Annotated in this window: 13 protein-coding genes; 5 read left to right on the forward strand and 8 right to left on the reverse strand. The window is 60.3% G+C overall.

Going from position 1 to position 14,260, the window contains the following annotated elements; translation table 11 throughout:
- Positions 1-105 precede the first annotated feature (105 nt).
- Positions 106-1,269 carry a catalase family protein gene (locus K0P33_RS11260; protein ID WP_242155250.1) on the reverse strand — a complete coding sequence of 388 codons (1,164 nt, stop codon included), beginning with the start codon at positions 1,267-1,269 and terminating at the stop codon, positions 106-108.
- Positions 1,266-3,074 (reverse strand): di-heme-cytochrome C peroxidase, encoded by a 1,809-nt coding sequence (locus K0P33_RS11265; RefSeq protein WP_242155251.1) that lies wholly within the window; start codon positions 3,072-3,074, stop codon positions 1,266-1,268. The genes K0P33_RS11260 and K0P33_RS11265 overlap by 4 nt, the downstream gene beginning before the upstream one ends.
- 247 nt (positions 3,075-3,321) lie before the next feature.
- Here K0P33_RS11265 and K0P33_RS11270 point away from each other — a divergent pair, with 247 nt between their 5' ends.
- From K0P33_RS11270 to K0P33_RS11285, 4 genes are all read left to right on the forward strand, one after another.
- Positions 3,322-4,062, forward strand: a complete 741-nt coding sequence (locus K0P33_RS11270) for an FKBP-type peptidyl-prolyl cis-trans isomerase (protein WP_094952114.1) — start codon at positions 3,322-3,324, stop codon at positions 4,060-4,062.
- Between the two features lie 435 nt (positions 4,063-4,497).
- Positions 4,498-4,953, forward strand: coding sequence for a YkvA family protein (locus tag K0P33_RS11275; RefSeq protein ID WP_094952113.1), 456 nt, complete (start codon positions 4,498-4,500; stop codon positions 4,951-4,953).
- 96 nt (positions 4,954-5,049) lie between these two features.
- Positions 5,050-5,388, forward strand: a complete 339-nt coding sequence (locus tag K0P33_RS11280; protein ID WP_094952122.1) for a helix-turn-helix transcriptional regulator — start codon at positions 5,050-5,052, stop codon at positions 5,386-5,388.
- Positions 5,385-5,756, forward strand: a complete 372-nt coding sequence (locus K0P33_RS11285) for a hypothetical protein (protein ID WP_005786715.1) — start codon at positions 5,385-5,387, stop codon at positions 5,754-5,756. The genes K0P33_RS11280 and K0P33_RS11285 overlap by 4 nt, the downstream gene beginning before the upstream one ends.
- On the opposite strand, the gene K0P33_RS11290 is transcribed toward K0P33_RS11285, so the two are convergent.
- Both K0P33_RS11290 and K0P33_RS11295 read right to left on the reverse strand, forming a co-directional pair.
- The gene (locus tag K0P33_RS11290) at positions 5,753-7,519 is read right to left on the reverse strand and encodes a bifunctional diguanylate cyclase/phosphodiesterase (protein ID WP_094952121.1); all 1,767 of its coding nucleotides are present in this window, start codon (positions 7,517-7,519) and stop codon (positions 5,753-5,755) included. The genes K0P33_RS11285 and K0P33_RS11290 overlap by 4 nt on opposite strands.
- Positions 7,520-7,637: 118 nt before the next feature.
- A complete protein-coding gene (locus tag K0P33_RS11295; RefSeq protein WP_176462974.1) occupies positions 7,638-9,719 on the reverse strand; it encodes a carboxy terminal-processing peptidase in 2,082 nt (693 codons plus the stop codon).
- 138 nt (positions 9,720-9,857) lie between these two features.
- On the opposite strand from K0P33_RS11295, the gene K0P33_RS11300 reads away from it, so the two are divergent.
- Positions 9,858-10,820 (forward strand): zinc-binding dehydrogenase, encoded by a 963-nt coding sequence (locus tag K0P33_RS11300; RefSeq protein ID WP_242155252.1) that lies wholly within the window; start codon positions 9,858-9,860, stop codon positions 10,818-10,820.
- A 143-nt stretch (positions 10,821-10,963) separates the two neighbouring features.
- Here the strand turns inward: K0P33_RS11300 and K0P33_RS11305 are convergent, their stop codons facing one another.
- Genes K0P33_RS11305 through K0P33_RS11320 form a run of 4 tightly spaced genes read right to left on the reverse strand, consistent with a single transcriptional unit; the run spans position 10,964 to position 14,256 of the window.
- Positions 10,964-11,617: an HAD family hydrolase gene (locus tag K0P33_RS11305; RefSeq protein WP_094952110.1), complete on the reverse strand. Its 654-nt coding sequence runs from the start codon at positions 11,615-11,617 to the stop codon at positions 10,964-10,966.
- A gap of 29 nt (positions 11,618-11,646) precedes the next feature.
- Positions 11,647-12,636: an ABC transporter ATP-binding protein gene (locus K0P33_RS11310; RefSeq protein ID WP_242155253.1), complete on the reverse strand. Its 990-nt coding sequence runs from the start codon at positions 12,634-12,636 to the stop codon at positions 11,647-11,649.
- On the reverse strand, positions 12,633-13,433 hold the full coding sequence (locus K0P33_RS11315) for an ABC transporter permease (protein WP_094952108.1): 801 nt from the start codon (positions 13,431-13,433) through the stop codon (positions 12,633-12,635). Before K0P33_RS11315 ends, K0P33_RS11310 begins: the two co-directional genes overlap by 4 nt.
- Positions 13,420-14,256, reverse strand: coding sequence for an ABC transporter permease subunit (locus K0P33_RS11320; RefSeq protein ID WP_176462973.1), 837 nt, complete (start codon positions 14,254-14,256; stop codon positions 13,420-13,422). The genes K0P33_RS11315 and K0P33_RS11320 overlap by 14 nt, the downstream gene beginning before the upstream one ends.
- Positions 14,257-14,260 lie beyond the last annotated feature (4 nt).

Consider the following 14,260-nt stretch of genomic DNA (forward strand, 5'->3'; position numbering starts at 1 on the left):
GATTTCCTACGTGATGGGGTAGGCAATTACGGTAGAGGTACGGCGAAAGCTGCTCAATAGACCCGACGCAAACCTTACGGCGCCGGGCCCATTGTTACGCACTATTTACGGGGTGTTGCGGCTGTGGCGGTAATCGCTGACCGCTTCGTATACCGCCTTGCGCAAGCGGTTTATACCGCCGATGGGGCGATGCTCGGCGACGCCGAACCAAGGGTTGAAAGACTGGTTGTCGCACGCCAGGTTCTGTTCGGGCGTATCAAAATCCTGCGCGGGTATCCGCACCTTGGCCACGGTCTCATACGGCGCATCGCTCTCCTTCCATTCAATGCTGGTGTCTTCGATCGGCATAAATTTCTGTGGATTCTGCCGCTGAATCTGCAGCACAAAACAAGCCGGTGCACGATCAATCGACAGTTGTTGATTCAAGGCGCTGCGCAGGAAGTTCGGCAGGTCCTGGTTCTGCTCGGGCACTGCGTATTCCGGGCAGTTTTGTGGGTCGGGCGCAACTCGGAACTTGGCGTTAGCCGTGCCGAATTTATAGGGCGATACCGAAAAGTAGGTGGTTTGCGTCGGGCTGGTGGGTGCGGGGGCTAACGTTGCCAGGGCGATAAACAAGTGACGCACCTGCCAGCTACGTGGGTCAGCCTTGGGGAAGAATGCCTGGACCTTCTTGCCGTCCGCCTGAGCGCCGATGTTCTGCGCGTACTCCGCCACGTCACTGACGAAAAAGTTCGGGTGACTGAACATCACGAAGTCCTGTTCCGTGCGCGTTTGTTGGTCGTCCAGCAGCTGTTTGCCCGGTACGCTCAGCAGTTTGAGCGCCATGCCGCGTGCATCGCGGATGCTGTCGAACTGCGGGTAGGCGTTGCCGTTGGACAGGCGCATCAGCGCTTGCCAGGTCTTGCCCGGCTCGGCGAACACGCCCTGACGCAATGCCGGGTCGAGATCCGCCACTACGCTGACTTCAGCCTTCACGCAGCCATGGGCCTTGGCATGGGCATCGCGCAGGTAGCGCGTGCCTTCGCGGTGCTGATCGACGATGCGCACCGCCGTTTGGATGATGCCCTGGGTCATAGCCGCTTCACCGGGTGGGATCTGCTCATCCGGCGACACCGGGCCGCTGTGTTGCCAGGCAAACCAGGCAGTGGCGATCAGCCAGCCCAGCAGGCCCAAGCCCACCAGCCACAGCAGGGCTTTACCCAGAAATGCGCCGAGGCGCAGCCACAGACGTGCGAGCATCGAAGGTTCCTTGTGAGATCGGATAATCATGGCAACTGTTGCTCCAGCGGGCCGCCCAGCACTTTGAGGTATTCCAACAACGCCCAGCGCTCTTGCGGCAGCAGGCCGCGGCCGATCACGCCATTACCGCGCTGGCCGGCACGGAATTCATGGCCGCTGTTGTGGTTACCGGTGATGTGGGTATCGAACAGGAAGGCATTCTTGAACGCGCCGGTCTCAAACCCCAGGTGGCGCGGGTCATAGTTGAACGTGCCTTTATAGAAGGTGGTGCTGCGCTCGTCCTGGGGCGAGAGCAATTGGTAGATCGTCGGCACCGAGCCGTTGTGCAGGAACGGCGGTGTGGCCCACACGCCGGCCAATGGCCGCGCTTTGTAGGCGCGCAACTCGCGTACGCCGATGGGCAGGCCGAAACCGTTCAGGCGCTGGCGCTCGGCCGGGGTTACACCTGCGGCGCGGTAGGCGTGGTCTTCGACGAAGGCGGTGATGTAGGCCAGGCCTTGGGCCACGGACATTTTGTGCAGGTCCAGCGGTGCGGTCGGTGTGGGGTGCAGCTCGACGTTGAGCTTGGCCAGTTCCGCCGGGTCCCATTGCAGGGCGCTGAGGTCATAGCGCAGGTCGGCGATGTTGCTGGCGGCGCCGGGGTCGGTGCCGATGTACTCCACGGGGAGCATTTTCAGTTGTTGCACCGGGCGGCCATTGGCCTGGCTGACGGCGGGGACATGGCAGCCGGCGCAGTTCTCGGAGAACAGCGCGCGGCCTTGGGCGGCGAGGGGCTTGTCGACAGCGCCGAACAGGTCTTCCGGCCAGGTGGGCGGTTTGAGGCGTTGCAAGGTTTCTTCGAGCAGGTTGAGGTCACGCACGCGCACGCTGGAGGGGTAGCGTGCATCGCCCTGAAGCGGTTGGCCGGCGCTGTCGAAGAAATCCAACGTCGCGCCGACACCGAGGGACTCACCGATATTGCGCGCCATGGGCTGCTGGGCCGAGCCGTTCCATTGCACCCAGTTGAAGGTCCAGATATCCCACAGGTAGGGGTAGTCCACCGGCGCGTTGGCGACTCGGTAGTTGTCCGAGGAGAGGGCGTCGCCGAAGCTGGCGTTGGCGATACGGCCAAACGCGTCGGTGCGGCCCGGGCCTTCTTCGGTGGGGTAGAGGCCACGATGGGTGTCGTTCCAGGCGACGGTGAAAAACCTATCCAGCGACTGCTTGAAGTCCTGGCGCAGTTGGTTGTGCTCGGCGTCGTAGCGATCGCCCAGCACGTGGCGGGCAAAGCGTTCGAATTTCCACGGGTTGTAATAAGTGGCGGCCAGGCTGGCCACCAGCGCCTGGCCGAAACTGCCGCCGCGCAACGTGGGCACGCTTGAGGGCAGCACGTGCTGGGCCGAACCGCCATCGATGCGCAGGGCTTGGCCCTTAACGTGCAGCTCGCCGGTGTGGCAGGCGGCGCAGGTGATGTCCAGGTATTCAACCGGGCTGCCGGCGTTCTGGTGCCGGGTGAAACCCACTGGCAGGTTGCCGGGGTTTTGTGCGGTGGGGACTTGCTTGGGGTCCACCAAGAAACCGAAGCGCGCGAGGTACTCGGGCGTGGCAAAACGCTGGTCGGAGAACGGCAGTTCCAGGGCGGTGAACCAGGCGTAATGCAGGCCTTTTACCTGGGTGCCCTGGGGCGTGAAGTAGTAGGTCTGGCGGTCGGCGGCACTCCATTGGTCCTGGTAGTGCACTTGCTCCACGGGCACATAGTCCGGCAGCTTGGGGTTGACGGTGTAATAGAGCACCACGGCCAGGAGCAGGCCGAGCGCTATCAATATCAGGAGTAAAACACGGGAAAAAATGCGCAAGATAACTATCCTTGTCGAGTTGTAGCGTTCTTATGCCACTGCGTCACAGGTGCGGCAAGTGGCCAGCAGTCTGGTTGCAGCGGGTCCCGCGATCCTTCGCGGGCCTTCATAATGAATGAAAATGCTTTTAAACACGTGAACTTATCAGAAGTTTCCTGCTCACATGCCGGTAGCCATTGGTCGTGGCCGCCTGATAAGCTCGCGACTTTATTCGATTGCCCTTTTGGCGCATGAACAAGGAAATAGCATGAAACAGCATCGGTTGGCGGCGGCGGTGGCCCTGGTTAGCCTGGTACTTGCGGGTTGTGATTCGCAGACCAGCGTAGAGCTGAAAACCCCGGCGCAGAAAGCTTCCTACGGTATCGGCCTGAACATGGGCAAAAGCCTTGCTCAAGAAGGTATGGATGACCTGGACTCCAAAGCGGTAGCCCAGGGCATCGAAGATGCCGTCGGTAAGAAAGAACAGAAGCTGAAAGACGACGAACTGGTTGAAGCGTTTGCCGCACTGCAGAAGCGTGCAGAAGAACGTATGACCAAAATGAGTGAAGAGTCGGCATCCGCCGGCAAGAAATTCCTCGAAGAAAACGCCAAGAAAGACGGTGTAGTCACCACAGCTTCGGGTCTGCAGTACAAGATCGTGAAGAAGGCCGATGGCGCACAGCCTAAGCCGACCGACGTGGTGACCGTTCACTACACCGGCAAGCTCACCAACGGTACTACCTTTGACAGCTCCGTGGATCGCGGTAGCCCGATTGACCTGCCGGTCAGCGGCGTGATCCCAGGTTGGGTCGAAGGCCTGCAACTGATGCACGTTGGCGAGAAGGTCGAGTTGTACATCCCGTCCGACCTGGCGTACGGCGCACAGAGCCCGAGCCCAGCGATTCCAGCCAACTCCGTGCTGGTATTCGACCTGGAACTGCTGGCCATCAAGGACCCAGCCAAGGCTGAAGCCCCTGACGCACCTGCGGCTCCAGCTGCCAAGAAGTAATCGGCGCCTGAACAGACAACGCCCCGTTTCGACGGGGCGTTGTCGTATCTGGTGTCGGCATAAATGAGTGTTCATGTGGGAGCTGGCTTGTCTGCGATGCAGGCAACTCGGTGTGTCGCTCACACTGCGGTGATGCTATCGCAGGCAAGCCAGCTGCCACAGAGGAGTATTCAGCTCACTTCACGTTGAACCCGCAGCAAATCCAAACGAACCCCTGCAACCTGAAACAGTCTGATATAAGACTCGAGCACGGGTAGCGGCACATCAACGCCAAGTCAATGAAATCTTGGGTTTTTTTTATGTGCGCAAAAAACGCCCGATCTGACTGAAAGCCTTGTATCCCGTGGCTTTCAGCCGATAAAACAGGCTCTGTTCACAAGGTTATCCACAATTTGTGTGGATAACCTTTTATGTCGTCTGGAACTGGAGTGACGAATGAAACCACCCTTCAATTTCACCCGTTTCCTGCCCATGGCCGCCCGCTTGCTCGGCCGTGGGCGGTTGCCGACCCTGCTGTTTGCCGTCGCCGCCAAAGGCTCAAACCAAGGTAACCGGCTGGGTAAGCTCAAGGATGATCTCAAATTGCTTCAGGCTCTGTGTCTGGCCTACTGGCGCGGTGAGTACCGGGCGATCAGCCCCAAGGCGCTGATCTCGGTGGTGGCGGGGCTGATGTACTTTTTGAGCCCGATTGACGCGATCCCGGACTTTATTCCTGTGTTCGGTATGCTCGACGACATTGCCGTGCTGGCATGGGTCATGAAGACCCTGGACGGCGAAATGAGCGCCTTCCGCGCCTGGCGCGACGCCCAGCGTCCGGAAAAGCTCGCCGTGGTTGAGCGCCTGCCAGCGACGCCTGCGCTGTTGGCCGAGGAAAACCCGCAAAAAAACTGACGACGCTTATATCCCTCTGCGACCTTTGTGGCTGTTAGGATTACACTCCTAAGGAAAGTGCTTACTTAGTGAGTGTTGTTATCCTACGGGGCGGTCATGGATATTCAGATAATTTCACGCGATGGCGAACCCGAATACGCGGTGTTGCCATGGGACCAGTACCAGGCGCTACTAAAAGCCGCCGGTCAGCAACAACCAGTGCCAACGCCTACTTCTACCGCCCAGGTCGCTCCCGATCAGGCCTTGCGCCCGCTCGCGGACCTGCGCGGCCTGCGTGAAGCCAAGGGCCTGGCCATCGAAACGCTGGCCCGCACCGTGGGTATCAGCCCCTCGTACCTGGGATTGATTGAGAGTGGTGAACGCCAGCCGGATGCCGCCATACGCCGCAGCCTGGCCTGGGAGTTGGGCGTTGCAGGATGGAGGGATGAATCTTGAGCCTACGTATCAGCCGTCAACACTGGGACGGGTTACTCAACGAACTGGACCAGGCGCGCCGACAGCGCCACCTGCTGACTTACCGCGCGCTGTTGGAGCGCCTGCAATTCCCCACGCCGGCGATGCAGACCCTGGCCGCCGCCCTGGAGCACCTGGCCGCGCTGGACGCCAAGGCCGAGCAGCCATTGCGTAGCTCGCTGGTGATCAGCCAGGGCGCCAGCCGCCTGCCGCGCACCGGTTTTTTTGAATGTGTGGAGCGCTTGGGGCGTTTCAGCGGGCCATCCGATGGCGTGGCCGCCGCATCCTGGCACGCTTCGGAAGTGGTGCGGGTGTTCGAGTACGAGTACCCGGAATCCGCCGAGGCCTAAGCCTGGCCCAGCATGTCCAGGCTGTCGATCACATGAATGCTGTAGCCAGCCACATCCTTGGCATGGTGCTTGGCCTGCGAGGCCAGCTCCGCCAACTGGCTGGCATCCAGTTGTGCACAGGCCTGCGGATATAAATGCACCACGCCGATCGACAGTGACAGCAAGGCATACTCCTGGCGCACACCCTGGCGACTCAACGCCACAAAGCAGCCGGCATCGAGGTGTTCGGCGCGATAGAAACGTCGGCACTGGGTGTGGAAATCATCCAGCAGTTGGTTGAGCCGCTTGCGCCAATCCTGTGGGCCCAGTACCAGCAAAAAGTCATCGCCGCCGATATGCCCGACAAAGTCGCGGCTGGGGTCGACCCGGTCGTTGAGGCACTGCGCCAGGCACAGCAACACCTCATCCCCGCGTCCATAGCCGTAGATGTCATTGAACGGCTTGAAACTGTCGATATCCACGTAGCAGATCACCGACTCTCTTTGCTGCTGCAACAGCCGCGTCAGGCACTGCTGGATCGGCACGTTGCCGGGGAGCAGGGTCAGTGGGTTGGCGTAACGTGCCTGCTGGATTTTCAGCTCGGTGATCAGCTTGAGCACATCGATCACCCGGCCCAGCCCCAGGTAATCGCCATTGAGCGTGATGATGAAGTCTTCCTCAATCCGTTGCCGCGCACGGCTGGTCAACAGTCGGCTGACTTGCTGCAGGGATTGGCTCAGCTCCACTGCCAGAAAGTCATCGCTCATCAAACGGCTGATTGGCTTGCGCGCGAACAGGTCAGTGGCGAACGGCTTGAGCAGCGCGTCGGACAACGAGTGCCGATGCACGATGCCGACCGGATGGCCGCGCCCGTCCAGTACCGCCAGTGAGTTGAGGTTAGCCTGGCGGCGGAACGACTCCAACACCAGCGCCGTGGCGGTGTCCTGGTGCACCGCCGGTTGCTCGTTGAGCAGAGCGCTGAGGTCGCTGCCTTCCTCGTTGAGGGCGATGTTGGCGTTGTCTTGCTTGGGCAGCATCAGGCGTGCTTCCTGCGGTGGGTGTTCTTGCGGACGGCAAAGCAGGTAGCCCTGCACCAGGTCAACGCCCATCTCCGTCAATACCGCCAGTTCTTCCGGCAGCTCAATGCCCTCGGCAATCACCTGGGCGCGCGAAGCTCTGGCGATTTGCAGGATGGAGCCGACGAACTCGCGCTTGAGTGCGTCCTGATGGATGCCGTCGATAAAGTGCCGGTCGATCTTCACGTAATCCGGGCGCAGCTCCGACCACAAGCGCAGGCTGGAATACCCGGCGCCCAAGTCATCCAGAGCGATGGCGAAGCCCATGTCGCGGTAATGATGAAGCGCGGTTTGCAGCAGGTTGAAATCGTCGGTGGGGGTCTGCTCGGTGAGTTCGATCACCACCTGGCTGGGCGGAATGCCGAAGTCGCGCAGCAGTTGCAGGGTGCGCCCCGGTTGATGCGCCGTTTCCATCAAGGATTCCGGCGAGATATTCAGGAACAGCTTGCCCGGCAGTTTTTGCTCGCTGAAGCGTCGGCAGGCGCTTTCACGGCAGGCCATTTCCAATTCGCTGAGGCGCCCGGCGTGGCGGGCGACTGTGAACAGGGCTACTGGGGAGTGCAACGGGCTGTTGGACGGGCCACGGCTGAGGGCTTCGTAGCCCAGGATGCGTCGTTCGGACAGGCAAATGATCGGTTGGAACAGGCTGTGCAAACTGCCTTGAGCCAGGATAGAGCCCAATGCATTCAGCTGTTCGGTCATGGTCATGTCGGTCTCGATCGAAAAAAAAGGACCGCAGGCTCAACGCCGGCGGTCCTTCATTTCACGACAGAATGATGTCTATATGATGACACTCTGAGGAGCGATCACATTAAATTGCCATCATTTACTGCTTCGCCACCTGCTTGCTGATTTTCAGGTAGTCCAGCAGGATCCGACCTGTTTCGGCCAGGTAGGCGTCGTCTTCCGGCTTGGTTTTTTCAGGCTCGGCCGGCAGTGCATCTTCATCTTCTTTCTTCAGCTCTTTGAGCGGGTCTTCGCCTTTAGCCTTGCGGCGGGCGTTTTCCAGCACAAGCTGCTGATTTTCGATGCTGGTGTGCTGCGCACGGCGATCCGCTTCGTTGAGGCTGACGGTTTTCTCTTCCATCAGCTTCTTGGCCAGGGCCAGTTTGTCGCGGATAAACACGAACTCGGCATCCTTGGCGGAGCGGGCGTCGTGGTCAGCCTTAAGCTGCGTCAGGAACGGTTTGAACGGGTCCGACGCCGGCTTGATCGCAGGGCGGATGGTGTCCCACGGCATGGCCTCGGGCAGGGCGCTCTCGCCGATTTCCTTGGTATCGATGATCGACGGGAAGTCGACATCCGGCAGCACGCCCTGATGCTGGGTGCTCTGCCCGGATACCCGGTAGAACTTGGCCAACGTCAGTTTCAGCTCGCCATGGTTCAGCGGCTGAATGGTCTGCACGGTGCCTTTGCCGAAGGTCTGGCCACCGACGATCAGCGCACGGTGATAGTCCTGCATGGCGCCGGCGAAAATCTCCGAGGCCGAAGCCGAGAGACGGTTGACCAGCAACGCCATCGGGCCTTTGTAGAAGGCGCCTGGGTTCTCGTCTTCGAGCACGTCGACACGGCCGTCAGCGTTGCGTACCAACACGGTCGGGCCCTTGTCGATAAACAGGCTGGTCAGCTCGGTGGCTTCCTGCAGAGAACCGCCGCCGTTGTTGCGCAGGTCGATGACTACACCGTCGACTTTCTCTTTCTGCAACTCGGTGAGGATTTTCTTCACGTCGCGGGTGGTGGACTTGTAGTCCGGATCGCCAGCGCGGAACGCCTTGAAGTCCAGGTAGAAGGCCGGGATTTCAATCACGCCCAGCTTGTAGTCCTTGCCATCCTGCTTGAGGTTGAGGACTTTCTTCTGCACGGCCTGGTCTTCGAGCTTCACCGCTTCACGGGTGATGGACACGATCTTGCTGGTCTGGTCGTTCGGTGCATTGGTGTGCGGAATCACTTCCAGGCGCACCACGCTGCCTTTCGGCCCACGGATCAGCTTGACCACTTCGTCCAGGCGCCAGCCGACCACGTCGACCATCTCTTTGTCGGCCTGGGCTACGCCGATGATTTTGTCGGCCGGGGCGACCTGCTTGGTCTTGTCGGCAGGGCCTGCCGGCACCAGACGTACGATCTTGACTTGGTCATTGTCGCTTTGCAGGACGGCACCGATGCCTTCCAGCGACAGACTCATGTTGATATCAAAATTTTCCGCGTTATCTGGCGACAGATAATTGGTGTGCGGGTCGTAGGACATCGCGAAGGTGTTGATGTAGGCCTGGAAGATATCTTCGGCACGGGTCTGGTCCAGACGTGCCAGCTGATTCTTGTAGCGCTTGGTCAACAGCTCTTGAATGGCCTTGGGCTCTTTGCCGGCGATCTTCAAGCGCAGCACTTCGTCCTTGACGCGTTTGCGCCACAGGTCGTCAAGGGCGGCGGTGCTGGTCAGCCAAGGCGCGTCCTTACGGTCCACCAGAAGGGTTTCCTTCTGGGTGAAGTCGAGCTTGTCGACGCCTTTGTTCAGCTCACCCAAGGCGAAGTCCAGACGCGCTTTGACGCGGTCCAGGTAGCGCTTGTAGATGGTGAAACCGGGCTGCAGGTCGCCGCTCTTGAGGAAGTCGTCGAACTGGGTCTTCCACTTGTCGAACTCAGCGATATCGCTGGCCAGGAAGTAGCTGCGCGACGGATCCAGCAGCTTGAGGTAGCTGTCATAGATGATCACCGAGCGAGCGTCGTCCAGCGGCGGCTTGCTGTAGTGATGACGCTTGAGCAACTCGACAACGTTAAGGCTGGCAATCACCTCATCGCGATCAGGCTGAAGGTTGTCCCAGCTATTGGCTGCGAACGTATTGGTCGACATCGACGCGAAGCCGAGACCAATGAAAAGAGCGAGGGCGGTGCTGGGGAACAGATGCTTCATGCTGATTCGACGCGGGGGCAATTGATAACGCATATTAGGCCGTCTTTGAGGGAGCCGGTTCCATATGATCCGGTCGCATAATGCAAAAAGCCCGGCGCTACAGCAACGGGCTCAGTCCAGACTCACTATGGAGGCACTGTGAAAGCATTGCAAGGCGTTGAAGGTCATGTGGAGTGGCTGACAGAACCCAGTCCTACCTGCGATGTAGGCCAAGTTCGCATTCGTGTGGCGGCTGCGGGCCTCAACCGCGCCGATTTATTACAGCGCGCGGGGCTCTATCCGCCACCGCCCGGGGCCAGCGCTGTGCTCGGTCTTGAGTGTTCCGGGATTATCAGCGAAGTGGGGCCGGGGTCGTCCTGGCAGGTCGGCGATCGCGTCTGCGCGCTGCTGGCCGGTGGCGGCATGGCCGAAGAAGTGGTGGTGGATGCGCGCCACGTGCTGCCAGTGCCGGAAGGCTTGTCGCTGACCGAAGCAGCGGCGTTGCCTGAGGTGTACAGCACGGCGTGGCTGAATCTGTTCCAGCTGGCGGGTCTAAAACCCGGTGAAAAAGTATTACTGCATGCCGGCGCCAGTGGCGTGGGCTCGGCGGCGATCCAGCTGTGCAAGGCGTTTGGCAGCCCGTGCTGGGTCAGCGTCGGCTCGGCGGAGCGCCTGGCCTACTGCGAAGCACTCGGCGCCCAGGGTGGCGTTGTACGTACTGACGGGATTGAAGGGCTGCGCGATTTCGGGCCGTTTGACGTGATCCTCGACCCGGTGGGTGGCAACTATGCGGCGCTGGACCTCAAGCTGCTGGCCCTGGACGGTCGCTGGGTGTTGATTGGCTTGATGGGCGGGCGCGACGCGCAACTCGACCTGGCGCAGGTGCTGGGCAAGCGTATCCAGCTGCTCGGCTCAACCCTGCGCAGCCGCAGTGATCAGTTCAAGGCGGACCTGTTCAGTGACTTGAGCCAGCATGTATGGCCGCTGTTTGCCGAGAGGCGCTTGAGCCCGCAACTGGCCAAGACCTTCCCGATCAAGGATGCCGAGGCGGCGTTTGCCGAGTTGGCGACCAACCAGATCTCCGGGAAGTTGGTGTTGGTGATTGACGACAGTTTGGCCTGACTCTGAACTGGAATGCGTTCAATGTGGGAGCTGGCTTGCCTGCGATAGCAGTGTCTCAGTGAAGAATGTTTCATCTGATACACCGTTATCGCGGGCAAGCCCGCTCCCACAGTGGATTGGATTTCAATTCAAATAAGTCGGGGTCACACCCAGTTGTGGATCGGCCAGCCGGCCTTCTCGGCATGCTCGCGCAACACCGGGTCCGGGTTCACCACCTGCGGGTGATCGACCTTCAGCAGCAATGGCAAATCATTGCGCGAATCCGAGTAGAAATACGCACCCTCCAGCGTCTCGCCTTCGCGCTCTAACCATTCGAGCAACCGCGTGATCTTGCCTTCACGGTAAGTCAGTACACCCACGGTACGGCCGCTGTACGCGCCATGGCTGACGTCAAGATCAATTCCCAACACTTCGTCGATACCGATGCGTGCCGCAATTGGCGTGACCAAATGCGTGCCCGAGGCGGAAATCACCAGGACCCGGTCGCCATTCGCACGGTGCCGGGCGATGGTCTTGGTGGCGTCGCTGTAGATCAGCGGCTCAATAACGTCCTCGACCCAGGGTTCCACCAGGTGCTCGATTTCTTCCGGCGTGCGGCCGATCATCGGCTCCAGGCTGAAGGCCATGAAGTCTTCCATGCGCAGCTTGCCCTGGCTGTAGGCGTCCATCAATTCGTTGTTCTTGCGCATAAACGACTCAGGGTCGACCCAGCCCAGGCGGCCCATCTGCTCGCTCCACAGGGTGGCGCAGTCGCCGTGGATCAGGGTGTCGTCCAAATCAAAAATTACCAATGCCATCCGTCATGCTCTCTCATTAAATCGTCGCGTCAGGCTACTTCACACAACGCACTGGGGTCGATGGAAAGTGCCAAACGCTGGCCATCCGGGTGCAGGTCGTCGGCCGAACGGTTGAGTACATCCACCACCAACTCCACGCCGCGCGCTTCGATGCGGTAGCGAATCACGTTGCCCAGCAGGCTGTGGCTGCGCACCAGTGCGTCCAGCTCGCCGCTGCGGCTCAGTTCGATGGCCTCCGGGCGAATCGCGATGCGCCCGCTGATCGGGCGTTGCAGCAACTGGCTGGCCTTGTCGGCGTCGAGCAGGTTGTAGTTGCCGATAAAACCGGCGGCGAATACATCCACCGGTGCAGTGTAAAGGGTCTCGGCATCGCCGCTTTGTACGATCTTGCCCTGATTCATCAGGAAGATGCGGTCGGACATGGTCAGTGCTTCTTCCTGGTCATGGGTCACGAAAATCGTGGTCAGCCCCAGTTCGCGCTGGATCTGGCGGATCTGCTCGCGCAGGTGCTTGCGAATCCGTGCATCCAGCGCCGACAGCGGTTCATCCAGCAGCAACAGGCGCGGGCGAGTCACCAGGGAGCGGGCGAGGGCCACGCGCTGGCACTGGCCGCCGGACATCTGGTGCGGATAACGGCCAGCGAGCTCCTTGAGTTCCACCAATTGCAGCACTTCCTGCACGCGCTTGTGGCTGTCGTCGGCGTTGACCTTTTGCATGCGCAGGCCGAAGGCGACGTTCTGTTCCACGGTCATGTTGGGGAACAGCGCATAGCTCTGGAACACCATGCCGATATGCCGTTTCTGTGGGCTCAGGGGCACGATGTCCTGGCCATCCAGCAGAATTTGGCCACTGTCCACCGAGGTGAGGCCGGCGATGCAGCGCAGCAAGGTCGACTTGCCGCAACCGGACGGGCCGAGCAGGGTGACGAATTCGCCCTTGGCGATCTCGCAATTGATATCACTGAACACCGGGGTGCCGGCGTAGCCTTTTTGCAGGTGTTGGACGCTGACGAAGCTCATTGGCTTTTGTCCTTGTTCAAGATATTGGCGGCCCAGGTCAGCACCAGCACAAAGAAGAAGTAGGAAATGACGATGGCACTGGTGAAGTGGCCGCTCGTGTTGCGCATGTTGTTGAGGTACACCTGCAGGGTTTCGTAGCGGGTGCCCACCAGGATATTGGCGAACACGAACTCGCCGAACAGGAACGAGAACGACAGCAGCAGCGCCACCATCAGGCCTTTGCGCAGGTTCGGCAGTACTACCAGGATCGCCGCCTGCCAGGTGCTGGCGCCGAGTAGCTGCGAGGCGTCCATCAGGTCACGCAGGTTGATCGCTTGCAGGTTGTTGGTGATCGCGCGGTACATGAACGGCAGCGCCACGGTGAAGTAGCAGCCGATCAGGATCCACGGCGTGCCCACCATCGCCAGCGGCCCGGAGCCGTAGAGTTGCAGCAAGCCCACCGAGGACACCACCGGCGGCACCGCGAAGGGCAGCAGGATGAGGATGTTCATCAGCGCGTCGAGTCGGGGGAAGTGGTAATGCACCACGAACAGCAGCGGCAGAATCAGCACCACCGACAGGACCAACGCGCCCACACATACCAGCAGCGACTGACCGAAAGCGGCCAAAAAGCGCGGGTCGCTCCACAGTTGCACGTACCATTTCAGCGTGAAGCCGGAGGGCAGGATGGTCGCCGACCAACTGCTGGCAATCGAGTAGACAAAGGTGCCCACCAGCGGCAACACCAGGATCGCAAACAACAGGTACACCACTACGCGATGGTAGAGGGCGGCCGAGCCGGCTTCAGCGCGAGACATGGTAGCTCCTCTTGAGCAGCAGTTGATGGACCACGGTGACCACGGTCATCAGCGCCACCAGCACCACGGCCAGGGCACTGGCCATGTTCGGGTCCAGGGAGATGTCGCCGGAGACCATCGCCGCGATGCGGATTGGCAATACGTTGAAGTTGCCGGTGGTCAGCGCGTACACCGTGGCATAGGCGCCAAGGGCGTTGGCCAGCAGGATCACGAAGGTGCCGAGCAGTGCCGGGGTGAGCACCGGCAGGCCGATGTGCCGCCAGAACTGCCAGCTGCTGGCGCCAAGCAGGGAGGCCGATTCGCGCCAGTCTTCGCGCAACGCATCAAAGGCCGGGTAGAGCAGCAGCACGCCCAGTGGAATCTGGAAGTAGGTGTAAAGAATGATCAGGCCAGTCTTGGAGTACAGGTTGAAGTCCTGAATGATTCCGGCCTGCTTGAGCATGATAGTGATGCTGCCGTTGAAGCCCAGCAGGATGATGAAGGCGAAGGCCAGTGGCACACCGGCAAAGTTGCTGGTCATGTTGGCGAAGGCGGTGACGAAATTGCGCAACCGCCCATCGACGCGGCGTAACGAATAGCTACCGAGCACTGAGATGAGGATGCCGAACACGCTGGAGTAGAAGCTGATCTCCAGGCTGTACTGGATGGCCTGCAGGTAGAACTTCGAACTGAAGATCTTGGTGAAGTTGGCCAGGCCCCAGCCGAACTCTTCCGATTGCAGGCTGTTGATCATTACCCACACCAGCGGGGCGATTTCAAACACGATAAAGAACAGCGCAAAGGGCACTAGGCACAGGATCGCCAGCCATTTGCTACGGGTCATGGCG

The organism is Pseudomonas sp. ArH3a, from assembly GCF_022648765.1.
Lineage (GTDB): Bacteria > Pseudomonadota > Gammaproteobacteria > Pseudomonadales > Pseudomonadaceae > Aquipseudomonas.

What these genes read in the sequence shown, in the direction of transcription:
- K0P33_RS11270 (WP_094952114.1), top strand. Translation starts at nt 3,322, where the DNA reads ATGAAACAGCATCGGTTGGCGGCGGCGGTGGCCCTGGTTAGCCTGGTA.
- K0P33_RS11315 (WP_094952108.1), bottom strand. Translation starts at nt 13,433, where the DNA reads ATGTCTCGCGCTGAAGCCGGCTCGGCCGCCCTCTACCATCGCGTAGTG.
- K0P33_RS11320 (WP_176462973.1), bottom strand. Translation starts at nt 14,256, where the DNA reads ATGACCCGTAGCAAATGGCTGGCGATCCTGTGCCTAGTGCCCTTTGCG.
- K0P33_RS11290 (WP_094952121.1), bottom strand. Translation starts at nt 7,519, where the DNA reads ATGACCATGACCGAACAGCTGAATGCATTGGGCTCTATCCTGGCTCAA.
- K0P33_RS11275 (WP_094952113.1), top strand. Translation starts at nt 4,498, where the DNA reads ATGAAACCACCCTTCAATTTCACCCGTTTCCTGCCCATGGCCGCCCGC.
- K0P33_RS11280 (WP_094952122.1), top strand. Translation starts at nt 5,050, where the DNA reads ATGGATATTCAGATAATTTCACGCGATGGCGAACCCGAATACGCGGTG.
- K0P33_RS11260 (WP_242155250.1), bottom strand. Translation starts at nt 1,269, where the DNA reads ATGATTATCCGATCTCACAAGGAACCTTCGATGCTCGCACGTCTGTGG.
- K0P33_RS11305 (WP_094952110.1), bottom strand. Translation starts at nt 11,617, where the DNA reads ATGGCATTGGTAATTTTTGATTTGGACGACACCCTGATCCACGGCGAC.
- K0P33_RS11295 (WP_176462974.1), bottom strand. Translation starts at nt 9,719, where the DNA reads ATGAAGCATCTGTTCCCCAGCACCGCCCTCGCTCTTTTCATTGGTCTC.
- K0P33_RS11310 (WP_242155253.1), bottom strand. Translation starts at nt 12,636, where the DNA reads ATGAGCTTCGTCAGCGTCCAACACCTGCAAAAAGGCTACGCCGGCACC.